Here is a 19604-nt window from a genome sequence, read left to right on the forward strand (position 1 = left end):
TCTGCCGGTTATAGAGACATAGTGTGACATTTTTTTGGCATAACAGGAAAAGTCACAGCATTAAATCATCATTTTCTTTATTAACAGCTCTAACGCGTTTATGTCCATGTCGTGCTTATCATTGTCCAATAGGCAATCGTAATACCTCTGGTTACGAGTATGATAGCAGTATAACTATTCATAAGGTAACTGTGTCACAGGGGAGCAAGCGTATGTTTGCTCAATGTTGCAGTGTTATTCGTTTGCTAGTGGCATATTTGCCGCAGAATCATTGGCTTGAGCCGCTGAGTTATTCGGTAGCGCTGAAGCTTGGAATTGACCGTGCTGCACAATGAAGACTAAATGGTGAGACGCTAAAGGCTCAAATTAGAGTGCACCAGCCAGTGTCGGTGGGGCTGACAGATAGCCAGCATCTGTGGGCGGTTAATGCTGTGTTAGGCAATATTTTCGGGTATGATGTGTGCCGCGTTTGGGCTATGGCCCGTCGCGTAAGCACATCAGTCACCTCCGAAGACAGGAACGTACACCATGCCAGTGTTACATAACCGAATTTCTAATGAGGAACTGAAGGCGCGCATGCTTGCTGAAACCGAGCCGCGAACCACAGTTTCTTTTTATAAATATTTTACCCTCGATGACCCAAAAGCATTTCGCGACAGCCTCTACATTCAGTTCGAAAAACTGAAGGTATTTGGCCGCATTTATGTGGCTAAAGAGGGTATCAATGCGCAAATCAGCGTACCGCAGAATAACTTTGATGCTTTTAAAGCCGCGCTGTTCGCTTCTCATCCGGCGCTTGATCAGGTGCGCTTGAATATTGCACTTGAAGACGATGGCAAATCGTTTTGGGTGTTGCGGCTGAAGGTGCGCGACCGTATTGTCGCGGATGGCATTGAAGATCAGACTTTCAATCCAGCGAATGTCGGCGAGTATCTGAAAGCCGATCAAGTCAATGCGATGGTCGATGATCCCGATACGCTGTTTGTCGATATGCGTAATCACTATGAATATGAGGTCGGCCATTTCGAGAATGCTATTGAAGTGCCCTCGGATACTTTCCGTGACCAACTGCCTATGGCGGTTGAAATGTTGCAGGACAATAAAGACAAAAAGATCGTCATGTATTGTACCGGCGGCATCCGTTGTGAGAAGGCGAGTGCTTATATGCTGCACAAGGGCTTCAAGAATGTCTACCATGTAGAAGGCGGTATTATTGAATATACGCGCCGGGCGAAAGAGCAGGGTTTGCCACTTAAGTTTATCGGCAAAAACTTCGTGTTTGATGAGCGGATGGGGGAGCGTATTTCTGACGATGTGATTGCTCATTGCCACCAATGTGGCCAGCCGTGTGATACGCATACCAACTGCAAAAATGACGGTTGCCATCTGTTGTTCATTCAGTGCTCGCATTGTGCCGCCAAGTTTGAAGGGTGTTGCAGCGAAACCTGTCGCGAGGAGCTCAAACTACCGCGTGAAGAACAGCGAGCGCGTCGCGCAGGTCGAGAAAATGGCGTCAAGATTTTTAATAAATCTAAAGGGTTATTACAAACAACGATGCACATACCGGCACCGGAAAAGAAATAACACGCAAGCTGAAGGAAAAGGCACGATATCGCTATATCGTGCCTTTTTTATTATTTCTCGCGAACGCCTTCGACTGAGATGATCAGTTCAACGTCTTGAGAGGCTGGGCCAAGATCGGTGGTGATGTCGAAGTCTTTTAACGCGATGGTTCCGTTGGCTTCAAAGCCTGCACGATAGCCGCCCCACGGGTCATTGCCTTGCCCTGTCAGTTTGGCATCCAAGGTTACAGGCTTGGTCACGCCGTTCAGCGTTAGGTTGCCGACCACGGCGTAACCTTCGCCGTTTTTCTTCACTTCGGTCGATTCAAACGTGGCCTGTTTATTCTTCTCTACGTTCAGGAACTCAGCGCTACGCAGGTGTTTGTCACGCTCGGCGTGATTGGTGTCAACGCTGGCAGTGTTGATGGTGACACTGACTTTATCTTTGGCAGGATCTTTTTCGTCGAAGGTAAAACTGCCATCGAAGTCGTTGAAACTGCCGTATAACCAGCTATAACCCAAGTGCTTAATACGGAATTCGATAAAGGCATGCTGCCCTTGTTTGTCAATCTTGTAGTTGGCGGCTAAAGCCGAACCTGCGTTGAGCAGCAGTGCGCCGACGGTCAGGCCTAATACGGTCTTTTTCAACATAACAATCTCCATATATCCAAGAGGTTAATCGGCGCTGCGACCCAGCATCCGTTTTAGAGTGGCATCACGATCCACAAAGTGATGCTTAAGCGCGGCGAGTCCGTGCAGTACTGACAGTACAACCACGGCCCAAGCCAGATAAAGATGTACGGTACCCGCAGTATCGGCCTGAGAGGCCATCCCGGTGAGGGTGGCAGGAACGTCGAACCAGTCGAACACGCTAATGGCCTGACCTTCTGCCGTCGAGATTAGATAACCACTGATCAGAATACTGAACAGTATGACGTACAAGGCCAGATGCGCCAGTATCGCGCTAATGCGAGTCACGCGGCTGTAACTGCTTAACGGTTTAGGCGGTGGTGAGATGAAGCGCCAAATCACGCGCGTAACCATAACCATGAAGAGTATTACGCCGATGCTCTTATGAATTTCCGGCGCTTGGTGATACCAGACGTCGTAATAACCAAGCGTAACCATCCACAAACCGAGCGCGAACATGCCGTATACCGTGAGTGCGACCAGCCAGTGAAGCAAAACTGAAATATGACCAAAACGGTCAGCGGTATTCTTCCAAAGCATAGGACTTCCTTACTTTCCTTATTTGCTGGTGGCAATAATTAAACAATCAGAACGTCAAAATCAATAATAAATTGATCTATGTTACTACTTAGTTAGTTATGTCAGTAAATTTGTTGTAATTTGTCATTGTTAATCAAAGTAATTGTCAGGGTGCTGAATGGGTGGCTCTCGTGATTTCGTCGTTATATATTGAAATATCTGTGTTTTGTTATTTTTTTCGCGTTTTGTCATTTAATGTAAATATTTCGATGGAATTAACCGAAAAATACCGGTTTAGCTACGAGTGTAGCAATCACAGTTGGCGATGAATCGAATGATTCTGTTTATTAGCTTAACAGTGAGTGAACCTGCGGAAGTCGCGTAGAATTTGCTAACATACCCTGTTATTAGCTCTGCTCAGGGTCTGATGCCTTGAACGAATACAAAGGATAAAGTCATGGGACGAATTATTCTGACCGATCGCTCGCTGCGTCTGGCGGTCCTGCTCGCAATGATTGTGGTGATTCTGGCTGGCATAAAGGCGGCATCCGAAATTGTCGTGCCGTTTTTATTGGCGGTATTTTTAACCATTGTACTCAACCCGTTGGTAACGCTGCTTGAACGCCAACGGGTGCCGCGTGCGCTGGGTGTCGCATTTTTAGTGATCGCGGTGGTCGCGCTATTGTTGTTATTCATCGGTATGTTAGGCGCGTCGTTGAATGAATTTGCCCAATCGTTGCCACAATATCGTGGCATGATGGCGGAAAAAATGCGTGAACTTCAGCATTATGCCGATCGTTTTAATATCACGATTTCGGTCGATGCCATCGTTAAGTATGTTGATCCTAGCTCAGCAATGAATCTGGTGACGCGTTTGTTAAGTCATTTTTCTGGCGCTATGACTAATATCTTTCTGTTACTGATGACCGTGGTGTTTATGCTGTTTGAAGTTCAACTCTTACCGTATAAACTGCAACACGCACTGAATAAGCCGGATGAGGGTATCGCTAATATTCGACGGGCAGTGCAGGGTGTTACACGTTACTTGGTGATAAAAACAGCGATCAGTCTGGCTACCGGGCTGATCGTGTGGGTGTTTTTAGCTGCTGTTGGTGTGCGTTTTGCCTTTATCTGGGGGCTGTTGGCGTTCTTACTCAATTATATTCCGAACATTGGCTCAGTCATTGCTGCTATTCCACCGCTCATTCAGGCGTTGTTATTCAATAGTTTTGGTGATGCATTAGTGGTCGCTGGTGGATTTGTGACGATTAATCTGGTCATTGGCAACATGCTTGAACCACGCTTAATGGGGCGAGGGCTGGGGTTGTCGACATTAGTGGTGTTTTTATCATTGATATTTTGGGGGTGGCTGATGGGACCGGTTGGGATGCTGCTCTCCGTGCCACTGACCATTATTGCGCGTATCGCATTAGAGGCCAATGAGGGGGATAGGTTGGCGGCAATACTGGGCGATGGCCGCCAGCAGGAGGCTAAGGCAATACCTCCAGAGGCATGATTGAATATATCAATTGGCGACAGGCGTGTTAGAACTCGGCATTCAGACCGTAGGCTGAGTCAGAGACACGCGTTGAACAGGACCGCCAGCTGGATAAAAATAGCGCAATATTTTATACAGTGAGTAGAATTCAAGGCGATTACGCACGTTGATTTTCTCTGTGATATGCCGCTTGTGCACATAGACCGTGTGTGAGCTGATTTGTAATTTCCGCGCAATGCGGTAGTTTGGCATTTCTGCCATCCAGAGGTTCATCACCGTGAGTTCTTGTGGACTGAAAAGTGCCGGCGAGCTGCTGCTCATCGATAGCATCGGTGCCTCGCGCAAGGTGCGCAGTGCTGTTGACAATACTGATTTATTAAACAAGAAGGCGTTGTTGGCGAAACGTATTGGTGAATCACCGTAGGGATACGGCATCTCCAGATAAATAAACAACATGACGTGTTGGCTAGCGTTGATAAAAGCCGTTAGCGCACTGTCATTATCATTGTGGCGACAAACGTTGGTCAGGTTTAGCAGGATATGCGTTGGTTTAAAACCAGCAAGTACATGAACGGCAGAGGTGAGATTTGTGCTGCATTTAATGTTGTTGAAAGCCGTATCGGCAAAATAGTGGGTAATGCCTAAGCGTGTGTAACCGCATTCGTCCACGACAAGTAGTTTCATGGTGACATCCTTGTGATAATACAAATAAACCTTGGGCACAGCACCTGTAAAATAAGGGGAATGCCAGATCCATTCAACTCGGAAATCCAGATTGAAACACGCGAATTTTCCGGTGTGAGGCTGTTATCATGACAAACGTGAGGTGAAGTTGGCTGAGAGGGAAACAACGATGCCAGCTAGCAAGCCAGGCGGCCACCAGCTGGCAATTAACATTATGCACTCAGTTGAAGCGATTTAACGCAAAGGGTGTGAGATCAAAAGATGCTGCTTTACCCTGAGCGAACAGCGCGGCAATTTCACCTAATACGCTGGCGAATTTGAAGCCGTGACCACTCAACCCGCTGATGACCATCATGTCGTTGCAATCAGGGACAGTATCGATAATGAAGTCTTCGTCATCTGTCATGTCGTAGGTACAGACTTTACCGTGTAGGCAGACGCCAATGCCAGGGATATGTTGGCGAAGGAAGTTGAACACTTCACTGCCGTCAGTGGCAATACTGCCAAATACCGTGCGTTGTTGTGGTTCGTCAATGGGCTGCCCGCCGTTGTGTTTACCAATCTTCAGGCCATTATTATCGGCCGGGAATCCATAGTAATGGCAACCGTCTTGCGCTTCCACGGTGAACGCTGGGAAACCATTCGCTTCACTGTAGCGGCCATCAGCTTGATGCCAGGAAAAGACTTTACGGAGTGGGGTAATGGGTATTTGTGGCAGCAATTTTTTCACCCAGGTTCCGGCCGCGATCACGGCTTTTTGCGCCTGGTAGCGGCCTTCTTGCGTAACAACCTCGACTCCGCCGGGAATAGGCTTAACGGCTGTTACTGGGCAATTGAACAGTTGGCTGCATCCAGCTTCTTTGGCAAGCCGGATGTAATGAGTAATAGCCAACTCTGAACGCAGGAAACCTGCGTCAGGTTCAAATACGCCAACATAGTTTTGCGGTACGCTAAATTCAGGCCAACGCTGTTGAACTTCATCGGCGGTGAGTAATTGAGCATTAAGACGAAATTTTTGAGCACTTTGGCGCGCATGGGTAATAAATTCAGCATCATGTGGGCCAAGGTTCAGTACGCCGCAGGCGTGAAACAATGGTTCACCACATGTCAGTGTCAGGCCATTCCACAGTGCCTGTGCCCGTAACGCTAGCGGAACATACTTTTCACCTTCGCCATAAGCATGACGAATAATACGCGTATCGCCGTGGTGGCTTCCGTCGTTGTGCGGGGGAATTGCGCTATCTATCATCAACACATTCAACCCTGCCTGGGTTGCATAATAACCCGCGGCGGCGCCAACCGATCCGCTGCCCACCACGATCAAATCATATTCCACGGAAACTGCCCTCGTTATTGCGTATGACTTAGGGTGCCATAATAAGCAGTTGGCTGCCTCAATGCATCCGTTGTTGCGCTATCAGCCAAAGAAAAAGCGCCGGGAATAATTGCCGGCGCTTCATGGTCGTTGATGAGTCGTTTAATGTTTCTTACGATCAAGTTCCTGGTAATCAGTCGATTCAATCTTGGCTATGCCCGCTTCTAAAATGTTAATGAGTTGACGGGCAACGTCCGTAGTTAACCAAAGCGTTCTGTCTACTTGTGCTTCTTCAGGCGTTTGGTCTCGTGACGACAGGTAATGAAGGCGTATCATCATGGCGTCATAGACGTCGACAGTACTGATATCCCATCCAACAAGCGGGTGTGTCTGAATTACTTCATCATTTCTGTCCATAAAGACCCCTTATTGAGTAGTAACTAGCATGAGTGACTAACGAGGATCGATGCGGCTCATCTTCATGAGGAGCAATTACAGTATACGCATCACGTAGATAGGATGTGGCTTTTCCTGCGTTATTTTGCAAAATAAATTTCGCTAGTGCAGATAGGCCACAAATTTAAGATGCGGGGGAGGCGTTTATTTGCCTGAACCGAAAGGCGGAACAGGCGAGAGGTTACTCTGCCGAGAGTTCAGTTGAAGGCGGTTGGATGCGTTTTTCTAATTCGTTAGCCAAATGGGCAAAGTGCTGTTGAGTTTCTGCATCACGATTTTGATTTTGCGATTCCAGTTTTAAACTGTGGATCAATAACTGATTTGCTTTGGCATCCAAGCCAAATGCCAAATATGAAAACGCGACTTCAAGCACGCCTAAGCGCCGTTTTTGATCGGCAATCAACGCCAGCAATTCGCCAAAAGTCATCGCTTCTTCTGGTTTTACTTTGTCCGGAGCCATATAACCATCCTCTGATAAAATATCGCCATTATTACAGACTAAATATTGGGTTTAATCCAGCCGTTATTGCGCAGTACAAAGATAAAAAAGCCGGAGAGCGACCCCCGGCAAAACTGCTTTGCAGTATTATTCTGCTGTGAACCAATCGTCAGCACTTTCCCAGGTTTCCTGGAGAATTTCCGCGATCAGATCTTTATCCGTCTTGAGCCCCCCAAGCACTGAAAGCCCGTTGGAACCGGTATATCTGACCTGAACCACCGCGTCTGGGAACTTGCGGTTTACCCGCTTGCTGAACTCGCTGGTCAGCGCCTCGATGGCACCTGACGGCAGTGGCCTGGTTTTATCTAGAGTGACTTCAACACGCATTATTGCCCCCGAAGTTATTTACTGGTTATTTATACAGTCAATAAGATCTGAGAGCAAGCAAAACATCAGCAAGATGTCACTGACCAGTCGACAGTTTCACCGGCAAGGAAAGGCACGATACTTTCTTGGCCGAGAGCAATCTCTTCGGGTTGTTTGGTTGGTACGCGTTGCAGTTCGATGTAGCCTTCGTTCACTGGCAGGCCGTAGAACTGAGGGCCATTGAGTGAGCAAAATGCCTCCAAATGCTCTAGCGCGCCAAGTTGTTCAAATACCGTCGCGTAAGCCGGTATGGCGCTAGGTGCGTTGAATACACCGGCACAACCGCAGCTGGATTCTTTACGGTGTTTCGCGTGTGGCGCAGAATCTGTACCTAGGAAGAAACGATCGCAACCGCTCGACACAGCCTTACGCAGAGCTTCTTGGTGAATATTGCGCTTGAGGATTGGCAGACAGAACAGGTGAGGGCGAATACCGCCAACCAACATATGATTACGGTTAAACATCAAGTGTTGTGGGGTGATTGTGGCGCCAAGAAAACGATTGCCTGCTTGCACATACTGAGCCGCCTCTTTAGTGGTGATATGCTCAAACACTATTTTTAACTCTGGGAAATGGTGACGAATAGGCTCCATGACCTGCTCAATGAAACGCGCTTCTCGGTCAAAAATATCGACACTGGTATCGGTGACTTCGCCATGAATCAGCAGCGGCATACCGATTTTCTGCATTTTCTCAAAGAGCGGATAAATCCCTTTTACATCGCTGACACCATGGTTGGAATTAGTGGTGGCATTGGCGGGGTAGAGCTTAGCGGCGGTGAACACGCCTTGATTAAAGCCGTCAACCAATACGGATGCGTCTAAAGAATTGGTCAGGTAGCAGGTCATCAAGGGAGTAAACTGATGGCCCTGAGGCACTGCTTGCAAGATACGATCGCGATAGTGTTGTGCCGCGGCAATGGTGGTAATGGGGGGCGCCAGATTCGGCATCACAATCGCCCGGCCAAATACCTGGCTGGTATAGGGCAGAACCGTTTTCAGCATGTCATCGTCACGCAGATGGATGTGCCAGTCGTCAGGGCGGCGAATTTTCAAGGCTTGAGGTTGTGCGGTCATGTTGCAAAGCTCCGGCGGTTAGAGATACGTCTGAGTAAAAGCGAATAATAAGGTTGTTATTCACGCCGGGGTGTAAGAATAAGCGGAAAACCATTGCGATGCATCTGTTTGTTAATCATAAATTGAAAACAATGGGCTAACAGAAGTCTATACACCTCGAAACTTGACGTTGCTTTTGTTGCGGGGGCACTCATTCATTCGCATCAATGACCGCGGTCATCGCATCGAGTTCACTCGCACGCTGTCTTGATACAACGCCAATCATTTTCGGTATAGTAACCGTGTTTGAACCGGCCCTCAGTTTGCTATTCGGCTGGGGGAGCGAGTTTTTGTGTGCAAATGGGAGAATGAGATGGAAGTTCGAGTGATCGCGACACTGCAGGCCAAGGCGGAATTTATTGATGAAGTAAATGATGCGGTGCACCAAATCATCGATGCCAGCCGTCAGGAACAAGGCAACTTGCAGTACGATCTGCATCGGGAATGGGATACACCGGATACTTTTGTATTCTTTGAACGTTGGGCCAGCGTCGAAGCATTGGATCAGCATAACGAAACGGAACACTTCAAATACTTTGTTAGTCAGATAGACGGCAAACTCAGCGTACTGGATATTAAGCGTTTGAAGAAAATTGCTTAAGACGACGATAAGCTTTGAGGAAATAAAAAACCCGCCAAGTGGCGGGTTTTTAACGCGTTGATTAACTTAGTCGTTAATAGGTTGCGGCTTAGTTGCCGGTGCCGTAGCCGTGTTAGCGGCCGCATGCGCGCCAGCAGTCCCTTTCCCTTCGAAATTAAAGGACGGGCGTTGCCACTCACTGTGCTGCGGTGCTTCTTCAGGCTGATAAGCCGGCGCTGGGGCTTTAGTCATCGGCGCTGTAGCCATACGCTTATACAGTGTTGCCCCTTGTACCTGCTCCGCTTCAGCAGGGGAAGCAGGTTGTTTGCTTACCACTTCCGATACGTTCGTCTCTGACTGCGCAGTAACCGTATCTTCCACGACAGGAAGTTTAACCGGCATAGCAGGAACATCAGTGACCGGCATCGGCGTCTCTGCATGGGAAGGCTGCTCAGCATCAGCTTCAATAACTTGAGCTGGCTGAGGTTTCTCCGACTCAATAACCGGAACTGATGCGTTCGCTGCGGTTTCCTCAACCTTAGCCTTAACATTAACCACATCAGGCTCGCTAGCCGTTGTCTCTGCGGTATGCGCAATCTCCTCTGCCGGTGGGGTGTTGATCACCGGCTCAACGGCAACAGGTTCGGCTTGGACCGTTTCTTGTTTAGCGCTTGGTTGGGTTGCTGGCGTTGGCGTTTCTTCGCTCGCTGAAACCTGTACCGGCTCGTTAACCTGGACGGAGGATACGTTCTCCTTGGTCATCCCGTTTTCCGCGGCGATTTCTGATGCTTTGACAGCGACCGCAGCCTCTTCAACCGGTTGCACGGATTGAGCAACGGGGTAACTTACCCAAACTTTGCCTGATGCCATTTCTGGTGAGGCAAACGCGCCAGCTAACGGAGTCGGTGACTGCGTTGGGTAACGCTCGTCACGATAGCGGCGGCGACGCTGGCCACTGACACGCAGATGGCGCGGCGAACGACGCGAGCGACGCGGCATACCATTCTCACCGTTACGGGCTTCGCTTGGTGTTTCATCTTCAGAAACCGCAGCAACCGTTTCCTGTGGCTGCTTGGTGCTGTCATCCGTCGGTTTCACGGGTTTCACCTCTTCCGCTTTCACCGCTGGCGTTTTAGGTGCCAACAACTCTGCGGCTGCGCTTTGCAGCTCCTCGTCAGCAGACAGCACGCGTACACGTTGTGTCAGTTGGCGACGTTGACGGCGCTGGGTCGGTTGTTGATGGCGATCGCCATCTTCTTCCGGCGCTGCCGCTTCTACTGGAGCCTCAACACTTTCCAGTGCTTTAACTTCGCGCTGGGCTTGGCGTTTCTCTTCTTGGCGACGACGTTGGCGCTCTGCACGCTGTTCACGACGTTGTTGTTGCTCTTCACGTTGTGCTTTAGCAGCTTCCTCAGACTGTGCCTCACCGGTTACCGGCGCATTCTGTGTCGCATTGCGACGATTACGGCGCTGCTCATCACGAGATTCGCGCGTTTCACGCCCCTCACGATTATCGCGTCCTTCACCGCGTTCTCTGCGTTCTGGGCGCTCACCACGTTCACCCCGTTCGCCTCGTTCTTTGCGACCGGCACCTTGACGGCGTTGTCCACGGCGATCCTGATGTCGCTTATCGCTGTTTTCGGTTTTCGGTGTTTCAGCCGTTTTTTCTTCCGCTGTCGGCTGTTCTTCACTGGCAAACAGCGCTTTCAAACCGGTGAGTAAACGACCCAGCAGGCCTGGTTTCGCCGCGGTTGTTGGTTTGGCTGCGGGTGTGGAAGCCGATTTAGCCACAGCGGCAGTTTCATTGGCTGGCGGCGGCGTATCTGCGGCCATAGAGAAGGCGGAAAGCGCAGGTTGCTCTGGACGCTTGCGCTCCATCGGCGCTTCATCCAATGGTTGCGCCATTTCTTCTTCATGCAGTTTCGGCAACAGATAGCTCAGGGTAGGGGTTTCTTCGCCTTTACGTACGCGTAGCACCGAGTAATGCGGCGTTTGCATTTGATCGTTTGGCACGATAATGGCTTTCACGCCACCTTGGCGTTTTTCAATGGCGCTAACGGATTCACGCTTTTCGTTCAGCAGGTAAGAGGCCACCTGAACGGGCACGATAGCATGAACTTCTTTGGTGTTTTCCTTGAGCGCTTCTTCTTCGATCAGGCGCAAGATGGACAACGCCAAGGATTCATTGTCACGAACGGTCCCAGTGCCGTTACAGCGTGGGCAAACGTGATGGCTGGACTCGCCTAATGACGGGCTCAGACGTTGACGCGACATTTCGAGCAAGCCAAAACGTGAGATGCGGCCAATTTGAATGCGGGCACGGTCTTGACGGACGGCATCGCGCAGACGATTTTCGACTTCACGCTGGTGGCGTACCGGGGTCATATCAATAAAGTCGATGACGATCAGGCCACCGAGGTCACGTAAGCGCAGTTGGCGGGCGATTTCGTCAGCTGCTTCTAGGTTGGTATTAAACGCCGTTTCTTCGATATCGCCACCACGGGTAGCTCGCGCGGAGTTGATATCGATAGCGGTCAATGCTTCAGTGGTGTCGATAACGATTGAACCGCCGGAAGGGAGGCGCACTTCACGTTGGAAAGCCGATTCAATTTGCGATTCGATTTGATAATGACTGAACAGCGGAATCTCACCACTGTACAATTTAATTTTGCTGCTGAAATCAGGGCGGCCCAGCGCGGCAATATGCTCTTTCGCAAGGTCGAGAATTTTGGGGTTGTCGATCAAGATCTCGCCAATATCCGGGCGCAGGTAGTCGCGGAATGCACGCACGATAACGTTACTTTCCTGATGGATCAGGAACGGCGCAGCACGGCCTTCAGCGGCTTTCTTGATAGCGTCCCAGTGCTTAAGGCGGAACGATAGATCCCATTGCAGCGCTTCGGCAGATTTACCGACGCCGGCGGTGCGAACAATCAGACCCATACCATCAGGCAGTTGCAGGGAGGATAAGGCTTCTTTCAACTCGGTGCGGTCATCACCTTCGATGCGGCGTGAAATGCCACCCGCGCGCGGGTTGTTCGGCATCAACACCAAGTAACTGCCAGCCAAACTAATAAAGGTGGTTAATGCTGCGCCTTTATTGCCACGCTCTTCTTTATCAACCTGGACGATCACTTCTTGGCCTTCGCGCAGCACATCTTTGATGTTTGGGCGACCATGAGAAGAATAATTGCTAGGGAAATATTCGCGGGCGATTTCTTTTAGAGGGAGGAAACCATGTCGTTCTGCGCCGTAATCCACAAACGCGGCTTCGAGACTGGGTTCAATGCGGGTGATTTTACCTTTGTAAATATTCGCTTTTTTCTGCTCATGACCTGGACTTTCGATATCCAAATCATACAGCCGCTGTCCATCTACAAGGGCAACACGCAACTCTTCCTGCTGAATCGCGTTAATCAACATTCTTTTCATCTTAACTTACTCATTATTTTTACATTATCGACAGAGCTACGGGCACAATATCCGCCATATCCCAGGCTGCCTCTGCGTTGGCGTTCCTCTCTCATCCCAGCTACATAGTGAGCTATGTTTTTTGGGATGTGCGTAGTTGCCGCCTTGATGCAACCTGAACTATTTAGGGTATAACCGCATGACCGGGTTAAAACCGATAACCCCGTGTCTTCTCGCAAAGTCGTCAACCTCACGGTTGTCGCCTGCATAGGGGCGCATTATCTCGGTAAGCCTGTATTTCTTTGTGAAAAACAGCACTTTTACTAGGGGAATAGCATCTGATTTACGTCGACAGATCTGATTCCATTTACCGGCCAAGCTGCAACCCGCAGCCCGCTAATTGTTTGATTTCACATTACGTCTTACGCCATTGCTGCGTTTTTGTGTAACCAGACAAACTTTATAATTCCGCATTAACCCAGCTTTAGCGGGAATCAACGCGGAAAGCGAACTCATTATTCCACTGCTGATGCCGTTATAGCAAGGTGACTTTTCCTTAACTGCGGAAGAAATCGCAAACGATCAAACCGGCTTGCTGCCTTATTGTTCGCTGCGGTGAGTTCCCTCGTCAGAGAGACAGTTAAGCACATAAAAAGAGGTGGCGCTATTTACGCACTGTATTTAGAATTCTGCACCATGAAAACGAACAATCCTGCAGTACAACTAATCACGATTTCTGACGACGAAGCGGGTCAGCGGATCGACAATTTTCTTCTTGCGCGCCTTAAAGGCGTGCCGAAAAGCATGATTTACCGCATCGTGCGCAAAGGTGAGGTGCGAGTTAATAAAGGGCGCATCAAAGCAGAATATAAGCTGGCCGCGGGTGATGTGGTGCGCATCCCTCCGGTACGGGTAGCAGAGCGTGAAGAGGCGCCGGTTTCGGCAAAACTGGATAAAGTTGCCGCGTTGGCGAACTGTATTTTGTATGAAGATGATCATGTGCTATTGCTCAATAAACCGTCTGGTACGGCGGTGCACGGCGGTAGTGGTTTGAGTTTTGGCGTGATTGAAGGGTTACGCGCCCTGCGTCCAGAGGCGCGTTTTCTTGAGCTGGTACACCGTTTAGACCGTGATACCTCTGGTGTGTTGCTGGTCGCCAAGAAACGCTCGGCATTGCGTTCGTTGCATGAGCAGTTGCGTTTAAAAGGCATGCAAAAGGATTATCTGGCGCTGGTGCGTGGGCAGTGGCAATCGCATTGCAAAGCAGTACAGGCACCGCTGCTGAAAAACATTTTGCAAAGTGGCGAACGCATTGTGCGGGTGAGCAGTGAAGGTAAACCGTCTGAAACCCGCTTTAAAGTTGAAGAACGTTTCGAGCATGCCACGTTGGTGAAGGCCAGCCCGATCACGGGTCGTACTCACCAGATTCGTGTGCATACGTTGCATGCCGGGCATCCGATTGCGTTTGATGACCGCTATGGCGATCGTGAATTCGATCGCCAATTGGCGGGAACGGGGTTGAAGCGATTGTTCCTACATGCGGCTGCGCTACGGTTTGAACACCCAGGCACAGGCGAAACACTGCGCATTGAAGCACCGATGGATGCCGAACTGCGCCATTGCTTGCAGGTGTTGCGTAAACAGACACAAAAGTAAGTATCATCCCAACGGGTTGAGTCCTTCGGCCCGTAACATATCGAGTAGCGCGATCAGTGGCAGTCCAATCAATGCGTTCGGATCGCGGCCTTCCAGTTTTTCAAATAGCGCAATCCCCAATCCTTCACTTTTAAAACTACCGGCACAGTTAAGCGGCTGTTCGAGTTGTACATAGGTGGCGATCTCTTGATCGCTGAGCGTACGGAAATGCACATGGAACGGCTCACATAACGTCTGTAGGTGCTGGTTATGGCTATTATACAGCGCCAGACCGGTATAAAACGTCACGCATTGACCGCTGGCCTTGCGTAATTGAGCACAGGCGTTTTCCACCGAGTGCGGCTTGCCGGTAATTTCACCGTTCAGTACGCACACCTGATCGGAACCGATTATTAGATGGTCAGGATAGTCGAGCGCGAGCGTTTGCGCCTTGGCCGCCGCCAACCGTAGCACTAATGCTTCGGCGCACTCACCGGGCCATGGTGTTTCATCCACCTGCGGTGCGGCCGTCATAAATGACAGGTTCAGCTTATCCAGCAGAAGTTTGCGGTAGGGGGATGTTGAGGCTAACAATAATCTCTGCATAATATTTTTTCGTAAACCGTAGCGTTATGAGTGACAGCATTTTAAACTGTCGGCCGCTGTGGAAGCGAATATTGGTGAAAGGTGCCGTTTTACGGCCTTTTTCTTTGACTCTACGTCGTTACAAAGTTAATATGCGCGCCCTATGCAAAAGGTAAAATTACCCTTGACCATTGATGCGGTACGTACCGCTCAGAAACGCTTGGACTATGTTGGTGTCTATGCGCCTGAGCAGGTTACACGTGTTGCCGAATCCGTGGCCAGTGTGGACAGTGATGTTCAGGTTTCGTTATCGTTTGATATTGATAACCAACGCCTGGCGGTGATTTCAGGGCAAGCGGATGTCGCGGTAACGCTGACATGCCAACGCTGTGGTATCCCGTTCCCACATCATGTTCACACAACATATTGTTTTAGCCCGGTCGTCAATGATGAGCAGGCTGAGGCATTACCGGAAGCGTACGAACCGATCGAAGTTGACGAGTTTGGCGAAGTCGATCTGTTGGCAATGATTGAAGATGAAATTATTCTTTCACTGCCAGTCGTTCCGGTACATGAATCTGAACACTGTGAAGTGTCCGAAGCGGACATGGTATTTGGCAAACTGCCTGCAGAGGCGGAGAAACCGAATCCGTTTGCCGTATTAGCCAGTTTAAAGAAAAGTAATTGAGGAGTAAGGTCCATGGCCGTACAACAGAATAAACCAACCCGTTCCAAACGTGGCATGCGTCGTTCACACGATGCGCTGACCACGACTACTTTGTCTGTAGATAAAGTATCCGGTGAAACTCACCGTCGTCACCACATCACTGCCGACGGTTTCTACCGCGGTCGCAAGGTTATCGGCTAAGTAGCGATATCTTGACTCGTCTAACCCTAGCGTTAGATGCAATGGGCGGGGACTTCGGTCCCTGCGTCACAGTGCCTGCTTCATTGCAGGCACTGGCCTCTAATTTACAGCTTCATCTCCTGCTGGTCGGCGACCCCGACGCTATCTCTCCTCTGCTTGCTAAAGCCGATCCAACTCTTTTGGAACGTGTGCAAGTCGTGCCTGCTGAATCTGTGATTGCTGGCGACGCCAAGCCTTCACAAGCGATACGCGCTAGTCGCGGTAGTTCCATGCGTATCGCGTTGGAACTGATTAAAAATGGTGACGCGCAGGCATGCGTCAGTGCAGGGAATACCGGTGCACTGATGGGGTTGGCCAAGATGCTGATTAAACCGCTGGCGGGTATTGAACGCCCGGCATTGATGACGGTGATCCCCAACCAACAGCGGAGTAAAACCGTGGTGTTGGATTTGGGCGCTAACGTTGAATGTGACAGCACGATGCTGGTGCAGTTTGCCGTGATGGGGGCAGTGATGGCGGAAGAGGTGGTTGGCATCGCGCAGCCGCGTGTGGCACTGCTCAATATTGGCGAAGAAGAAACCAAAGGTTTAGACAATATTCGCACAGCGGCCGCCGTATTAAGAACAACACCGACAATCAACTATATTGGTTATCTGGAAGGAAACGATCTGCTTAGCGGTAAAACCGATGTTATGGTCTGCGACGGCTTTGTTGGCAACGTGACATTGAAAACCATGGAAGGCGTGATAAGGATGTTCTTATCTTTGCTGAAATCGTCGAACGACGGCAGCAAACAGGCGTGGTGGTTAAAATTGTTAGGTTATTGGCTACAAAAAAGGGTGGCTAAACGTTTCGGTCACTTGAACCCCGACCAGTATAATGGCGCATGTCTGTTAGGATTGCGGGGCACCGTAATCAAGAGCCACGGCGCTGCGAACCAACGGGCGTTTGCGGTGGCCATCGAACAGGCTGTGCAGGCGGTGCAGCGGCAAGTCCCCGACAGGATTGCTGCGCGCCTTGAAGCTGTATTACCCAAGAGCGACTGATCGTACATGTATACAAAGATTCTCGGTACGGGGAGTTATTTACCCGTACAAGTGCGCACCAATGCTGATTTAGAAAAAATGGTGGATACCTCTGACGAGTGGATCGTCACCCGAACGGGTATCCGTGAACGCCGTATTGCTGCTGTGGACGAAACCGTAGCAACCATGGGCTTCCAGGCAGCCAATCGTGCTCTGGAAATGGCCGGTGTGGCGAAGGACGATTTGGGTCTTATTATTGTTGCGACCACGACCTCAAGCCATGCATTCCCAAGTTCAGCTTGCCAAATTCAGCAAATGCTTGGCGTTAAAGACTGTGCGGCCTTCGATTTGGCTGCGGCCTGTGCCGGTTTTACTTATGCGCTGAGCGTGGCCGATCAGTACATCAAAAATGGCGCAGTGAAGCATGCGCTGGTGATTGGTGCCGATGTGTTATCGCGTACGTTGGATCCTGACGATCGCGGGACTATTATTCTGTTTGGCGATGGTGCGGGTGCGGTTGTGCTGGGGGCATCAGAGCAGCCAGGCATATTGTCTACCCACCTGCATGCTAATGGGCACTACGGTGATTTGCTGACGCTGGCCTACAAAGATCGTCAAGATCACGACAAGCCCGCTTATGTCACGATGGCGGGTAACGAAGTATTTAAAGTTGCGGTGACGGAATTGGCGCATATCGTTGATGAAACGCTGCAAGCCAATAATCTGGATCGCAGCGAACTGGATTGGTTAGTGCCACACCAAGCTAATTTGCGCATTATCAGCGCGACGGCGAAAAAGCTGGGTATGGGGATGGATAAAGTGGTGGTGACGCTCGATCGTCACGGTAACACTTCGGCTGCCTCGGTACCTGCTGCGCTTGATGAGGCGGTGCGCGATGGACGTATCCAACGTGGCCAACTGGTGTTGCTTGAAGCATTTGGCGGCGGCTTTACCTGGGGCTCGGCGCTGGTTCGTTTCTGATTAACAGGAAGAAAAAATGACGCAATTCGCTTTTGTTTTTCCGGGGCAAGGGTCACAGACCGTTGGCATGCTGGCAGAGTTAGCTGCTGAAAACCCCATCGTTAAACACACGTTCGACGAGGCCTCTTCTACTCTGGGTTACGACCTGTGGCAGTTGGTGCAACAGGGGCCAGCTGAGGAGCTGAATAAAACCTGGCAGACGCAGCCAGCCTTGTTGGCGGCTTCGGTGGCTATCTTTCGTGTTTGGCAGCAACAGGGCGGTAAAGTGCCAGCGCTGATGGCTGGCCATAGTTTGGGCGAATATTCCGCGCTGGTTTGCGCCGGTGTGCTGGATTTTCAGGCCGCGATCCGTCTGGTAGAGTTGCGCGGCAAATTGATGCAGGAAGCCGTGCCGGAAGGGACTGGGGCAATGTATGCGATTATTGGTCTTGACAATGAATCCATTGCTAAGGCCTGTGAAGCTTCCGCTCAGGGGCAGGTTGTCTCACCGGTGAACTTCAACTCGCCAGGCCAGGTGGTTATTGCCGGTGACAAAGAGGCGGTCGAACGTGCCGGTGTCGCTTGTAAGGCGGCCGGTGCTAAACGCGCGTTGCCGTTGCCGGTGAGCGTGCCTTCGCATTGTGCGTTAATGAAACCCGCAGCTGACAAACTGGCTGAAGCCTTGAAAGAGGTGGCGTTCAGTGCGCCGCAGGTTCCTGTCGTCAACAATGTTGATGTACGTATGGAAACCGATCCTGAAGCGATACGCAGTGCGCTGGTACGCCAGTTATATAATCCTGTGCGTTGGACTGAAAGCGTAGAGTTCATGGCGGCACAGGATGTTAGCTTGCTGCTGGAAATAGGCCCGGGTAAAGTGCTTACCGGCCTGACCAAACGTATTGTTGATACCCTGACGGCGGCGGCGGTTAATGACACGGTCAGTTTGTCTGCCGCGCTTGAGCAATAAAGAGGAAAACAATGAGCTTTGAAGGAAAAGTTGTTCTGGTCACCGGCGCAAGCCGGGGCATTGGCCGAGCTATTGCAGAATCGTTTGTTGCGCGTGGCGCAAAAGTAATTGGCACCGCGACCAGTGAAAACGGCGCGGCGGCGATCGGTGACTATCTGGGAACAAACGGTAAAGGGTTCATGTTAAACGTTGTTGATGCGCAATCTATCGACAGCGTGCTGGCATCGATTCGTGCGGAATTTGGCGAAATCGACATTTTAGTGAATAATGCGGGCATTACGCGTGATAACCTGTTGATGCGTATGAAAGACGATGAGTGGCAGGATATCCTGGATACGAATCTGACTTCCGTATTCCGCCTGTCAAAAGCGGTAATGCGAGCTATGATGAAAAAGCGGTTTGGCCGGATCATCACCATTGGTTCCGTTGTCGGCACCATGGGAAATGCAGGGCAGGCGAATTACGCGGCGGCTAAAGCAGGTTTGATCGGCTTTAGTAAGTCTTTGGCACGTGAAGTTGCTTCACGTGGCATTACGGTCAACGTCGTGGCTCCTGGCTTTATTGAGACGGACATGACACGGGCGTTGACAGAAGATCAACGCGCAGGCATTTTGGCATCGGTTCCGGCCAACCGGTTGGGTGATGCTAAAGAAATCGCCAGCGCAGTTGCTTTTTTAGCCTCTGATGAGGCGGGCTACATCACCGGTGAAACGTTGCATGTCAATGGCGGCATGTACATGATTTAAAAAATGCGAAAACTATTTGCGTTATTTGGGGTAAAAACCGCAAAATAGCGTAAAATCGTGGTTTGACCAGCCGGGATTTAGTTGCATCTTTTCCAACATTTTATACACTACGAAAACCATCGC

General features: G+C 50.2%; 20 protein-coding genes. 10 read left to right on the plus strand and 10 right to left on the minus strand.

The features are described 5' to 3' along the window. Positions 1-528 precede the first annotated feature (528 nt). Complete coding sequence (locus tag ACQKDS_RS14375) at positions 529-1584, plus strand: rhodanese-related sulfurtransferase (RefSeq protein ID WP_399672782.1); 1056 nt, start codon at positions 529-531, stop codon at positions 1582-1584. Between the two features lie 50 nt (positions 1585-1634). On the opposite strand, the gene ACQKDS_RS14380 is transcribed toward ACQKDS_RS14375, so the two are convergent. Next, the gene (locus ACQKDS_RS14380) at positions 1635-2213 is read right to left on the minus strand and encodes a YceI family protein (RefSeq protein WP_399672784.1); all 579 of its coding nucleotides are present in this window, start codon (positions 2211-2213) and stop codon (positions 1635-1637) included. A gap of 24 nt (positions 2214-2237) precedes the next feature. Continuing rightward, positions 2238-2792, minus strand: a complete 555-nt coding sequence (locus tag ACQKDS_RS14385) for a cytochrome b (RefSeq protein WP_399672786.1) — start codon at positions 2790-2792, stop codon at positions 2238-2240. Between the two features lie 436 nt (positions 2793-3228). Here ACQKDS_RS14385 and ACQKDS_RS14390 point away from each other — a divergent pair, with 436 nt between their 5' ends. Further along, entirely contained in the window at positions 3229-4287 is a 1059-nt protein-coding gene (locus tag ACQKDS_RS14390) for an AI-2E family transporter (RefSeq protein ID WP_399672788.1), read from the plus strand. A 42-nt stretch (positions 4288-4329) separates the two neighbouring features. Here the strand turns inward: ACQKDS_RS14390 and ACQKDS_RS14395 are convergent, their stop codons facing one another. The 6 genes from ACQKDS_RS14395 to pyrC all read right to left on the minus strand — a co-directional run bounded on the left by ACQKDS_RS14395 (position 4330) and on the right by pyrC (position 8665). Further along, positions 4330-4953 carry a LuxR family transcriptional regulator gene (locus ACQKDS_RS14395; RefSeq protein ID WP_399672790.1) on the minus strand — a complete coding sequence of 208 codons (624 nt, stop codon included), beginning with the start codon at positions 4951-4953 and terminating at the stop codon, positions 4330-4332. Between the two features lie 220 nt (positions 4954-5173). Further along, on the minus strand, positions 5174-6289 hold the full coding sequence (gene solA, locus ACQKDS_RS14400; RefSeq protein WP_399672792.1) for an N-methyl-L-tryptophan oxidase: 1116 nt from the start codon (positions 6287-6289) through the stop codon (positions 5174-5176). Positions 6290-6430: 141 nt separating this feature from the next. Beyond that, positions 6431-6685 carry a biofilm formation regulator BssS gene (gene bssS / locus ACQKDS_RS14405; protein ID WP_399672794.1) on the minus strand — a complete coding sequence of 85 codons (255 nt, stop codon included), beginning with the start codon at positions 6683-6685 and terminating at the stop codon, positions 6431-6433. A 220-nt stretch (positions 6686-6905) separates the two neighbouring features. Further along, positions 6906-7184 carry a hypothetical protein gene (locus tag ACQKDS_RS14410; protein ID WP_399672796.1) on the minus strand — a complete coding sequence of 93 codons (279 nt, stop codon included), beginning with the start codon at positions 7182-7184 and terminating at the stop codon, positions 6906-6908. A gap of 126 nt (positions 7185-7310) precedes the next feature. After that, positions 7311-7550: a DNA damage-inducible protein I gene (gene dinI, locus ACQKDS_RS14415; RefSeq protein WP_399672798.1), complete on the minus strand. Its 240-nt coding sequence runs from the start codon at positions 7548-7550 to the stop codon at positions 7311-7313. Between the two features lie 65 nt (positions 7551-7615). Next, a complete protein-coding gene (gene pyrC, locus ACQKDS_RS14420; RefSeq protein ID WP_399672800.1) occupies positions 7616-8665 on the minus strand; it encodes a dihydroorotase in 1050 nt (349 codons plus the stop codon). Positions 8666-9017: 352 nt separating this feature from the next. On the opposite strand from pyrC, the gene ACQKDS_RS14425 reads away from it, so the two are divergent. Continuing rightward, positions 9018-9305, plus strand: a complete 288-nt coding sequence (locus ACQKDS_RS14425) for a putative quinol monooxygenase (RefSeq protein ID WP_399672802.1) — start codon at positions 9018-9020, stop codon at positions 9303-9305. A 66-nt stretch (positions 9306-9371) separates the two neighbouring features. Here ACQKDS_RS14425 and rne read toward each other — a convergent pair whose 3' ends face one another. Then, on the minus strand, positions 9372-12716 hold the full coding sequence (gene rne / locus ACQKDS_RS14430) for a ribonuclease E (RefSeq protein ID WP_399672804.1): 3345 nt from the start codon (positions 12714-12716) through the stop codon (positions 9372-9374). A gap of 675 nt (positions 12717-13391) precedes the next feature. Here rne and rluC point away from each other — a divergent pair. Then, positions 13392-14351, plus strand: a complete 960-nt coding sequence (rluC, locus tag ACQKDS_RS14435; RefSeq protein WP_399672806.1) for a 23S rRNA pseudouridine(955/2504/2580) synthase RluC — start codon at positions 13392-13394, stop codon at positions 14349-14351. A 3-nt stretch (positions 14352-14354) separates the two neighbouring features. Here the strand turns inward: rluC and ACQKDS_RS14440 are convergent, their stop codons facing one another. Further along, positions 14355-14936 carry a Maf family protein gene (locus ACQKDS_RS14440; protein WP_399672808.1) on the minus strand — a complete coding sequence of 194 codons (582 nt, stop codon included), beginning with the start codon at positions 14934-14936 and terminating at the stop codon, positions 14355-14357. Between the two features lie 142 nt (positions 14937-15078). Here ACQKDS_RS14440 and yceD point away from each other — a divergent pair, with 142 nt between their 5' ends. From yceD to fabG, 6 genes are read left to right on the plus strand one after another with little or no spacing between them, the layout of a single operon-like run. Next, positions 15079-15603: a 23S rRNA accumulation protein YceD gene (yceD, locus tag ACQKDS_RS14445; RefSeq protein ID WP_399672810.1), complete on the plus strand. Its 525-nt coding sequence runs from the start codon at positions 15079-15081 to the stop codon at positions 15601-15603. A gap of 12 nt (positions 15604-15615) precedes the next feature. Beyond that, the gene (rpmF, locus tag ACQKDS_RS14450) at positions 15616-15783 is read left to right on the plus strand and encodes a 50S ribosomal protein L32 (protein WP_004927778.1); all 168 of its coding nucleotides are present in this window, start codon (positions 15616-15618) and stop codon (positions 15781-15783) included. 11 nt (positions 15784-15794) lie between these two features. After that, a complete protein-coding gene (gene plsX, locus ACQKDS_RS14455; RefSeq protein WP_399672812.1) occupies positions 15795-16829 on the plus strand; it encodes a phosphate acyltransferase PlsX in 1035 nt (344 codons plus the stop codon). Between the two features lie 6 nt (positions 16830-16835). Then, the gene (locus tag ACQKDS_RS14460) at positions 16836-17789 is read left to right on the plus strand and encodes a beta-ketoacyl-ACP synthase III (protein WP_399672814.1); all 954 of its coding nucleotides are present in this window, start codon (positions 16836-16838) and stop codon (positions 17787-17789) included. 16 nt (positions 17790-17805) lie between these two features. Further along, positions 17806-18735: an ACP S-malonyltransferase gene (gene fabD / locus ACQKDS_RS14465; RefSeq protein ID WP_399672816.1), complete on the plus strand. Its 930-nt coding sequence runs from the start codon at positions 17806-17808 to the stop codon at positions 18733-18735. Positions 18736-18746: 11 nt separating this feature from the next. Next, positions 18747-19481, plus strand: coding sequence for a 3-oxoacyl-ACP reductase FabG (gene fabG, locus ACQKDS_RS14470; protein WP_399672818.1), 735 nt, complete (start codon positions 18747-18749; stop codon positions 19479-19481). Positions 19482-19604 lie beyond the last annotated feature (123 nt).

This window comes from Serratia sp. NPDC078593 (assembly GCF_050268245.1).
GTDB lineage: Bacteria > Pseudomonadota > Gammaproteobacteria > Enterobacterales > Enterobacteriaceae > JBNNGK01.

Excerpts from the sequence above, each read along its gene's own strand:
- ACQKDS_RS14385 (WP_399672786.1), bottom strand. The coding sequence starts at position 2,792 with ATGCTTTGGAAGAATACCGCTGACCGTTTTGGTCATATTTCAGTTTTG.
- rluC (WP_399672806.1), top strand. The coding sequence starts at position 13,392 with ATGAAAACGAACAATCCTGCAGTACAACTAATCACGATTTCTGACGAC.
- rne (WP_399672804.1), bottom strand. The coding sequence starts at position 12,716 with ATGAAAAGAATGTTGATTAACGCGATTCAGCAGGAAGAGTTGCGTGTT.
- fabD (WP_399672816.1), top strand. The coding sequence starts at position 17,806 with ATGACGCAATTCGCTTTTGTTTTTCCGGGGCAAGGGTCACAGACCGTT.
- ACQKDS_RS14440 (WP_399672808.1), bottom strand. The coding sequence starts at position 14,936 with ATGCAGAGATTATTGTTAGCCTCAACATCCCCCTACCGCAAACTTCTG.
- bssS (WP_399672794.1), bottom strand. The coding sequence starts at position 6,685 with ATGGACAGAAATGATGAAGTAATTCAGACACACCCGCTTGTTGGATGG.
- ACQKDS_RS14375 (WP_399672782.1), top strand. The coding sequence starts at position 529 with ATGCCAGTGTTACATAACCGAATTTCTAATGAGGAACTGAAGGCGCGC.
- ACQKDS_RS14425 (WP_399672802.1), top strand. The coding sequence starts at position 9,018 with ATGGAAGTTCGAGTGATCGCGACACTGCAGGCCAAGGCGGAATTTATT.
- rpmF (WP_004927778.1), top strand. The coding sequence starts at position 15,616 with ATGGCCGTACAACAGAATAAACCAACCCGTTCCAAACGTGGCATGCGT.
- yceD (WP_399672810.1), top strand. The coding sequence starts at position 15,079 with ATGCAAAAGGTAAAATTACCCTTGACCATTGATGCGGTACGTACCGCT.
- ACQKDS_RS14390 (WP_399672788.1), top strand. The coding sequence starts at position 3,229 with ATGGGACGAATTATTCTGACCGATCGCTCGCTGCGTCTGGCGGTCCTG.
- dinI (WP_399672798.1), bottom strand. The coding sequence starts at position 7,550 with ATGCGTGTTGAAGTCACTCTAGATAAAACCAGGCCACTGCCGTCAGGT.
- pyrC (WP_399672800.1), bottom strand. The coding sequence starts at position 8,665 with ATGACCGCACAACCTCAAGCCTTGAAAATTCGCCGCCCTGACGACTGG.
- fabG (WP_399672818.1), top strand. The coding sequence starts at position 18,747 with ATGAGCTTTGAAGGAAAAGTTGTTCTGGTCACCGGCGCAAGCCGGGGC.
- ACQKDS_RS14410 (WP_399672796.1), bottom strand. The coding sequence starts at position 7,184 with ATGGCTCCGGACAAAGTAAAACCAGAAGAAGCGATGACTTTTGGCGAA.
- ACQKDS_RS14395 (WP_399672790.1), bottom strand. The coding sequence starts at position 4,953 with ATGAAACTACTTGTCGTGGACGAATGCGGTTACACACGCTTAGGCATT.
- ACQKDS_RS14380 (WP_399672784.1), bottom strand. The coding sequence starts at position 2,213 with ATGTTGAAAAAGACCGTATTAGGCCTGACCGTCGGCGCACTGCTGCTC.
- ACQKDS_RS14460 (WP_399672814.1), top strand. The coding sequence starts at position 16,836 with ATGTATACAAAGATTCTCGGTACGGGGAGTTATTTACCCGTACAAGTG.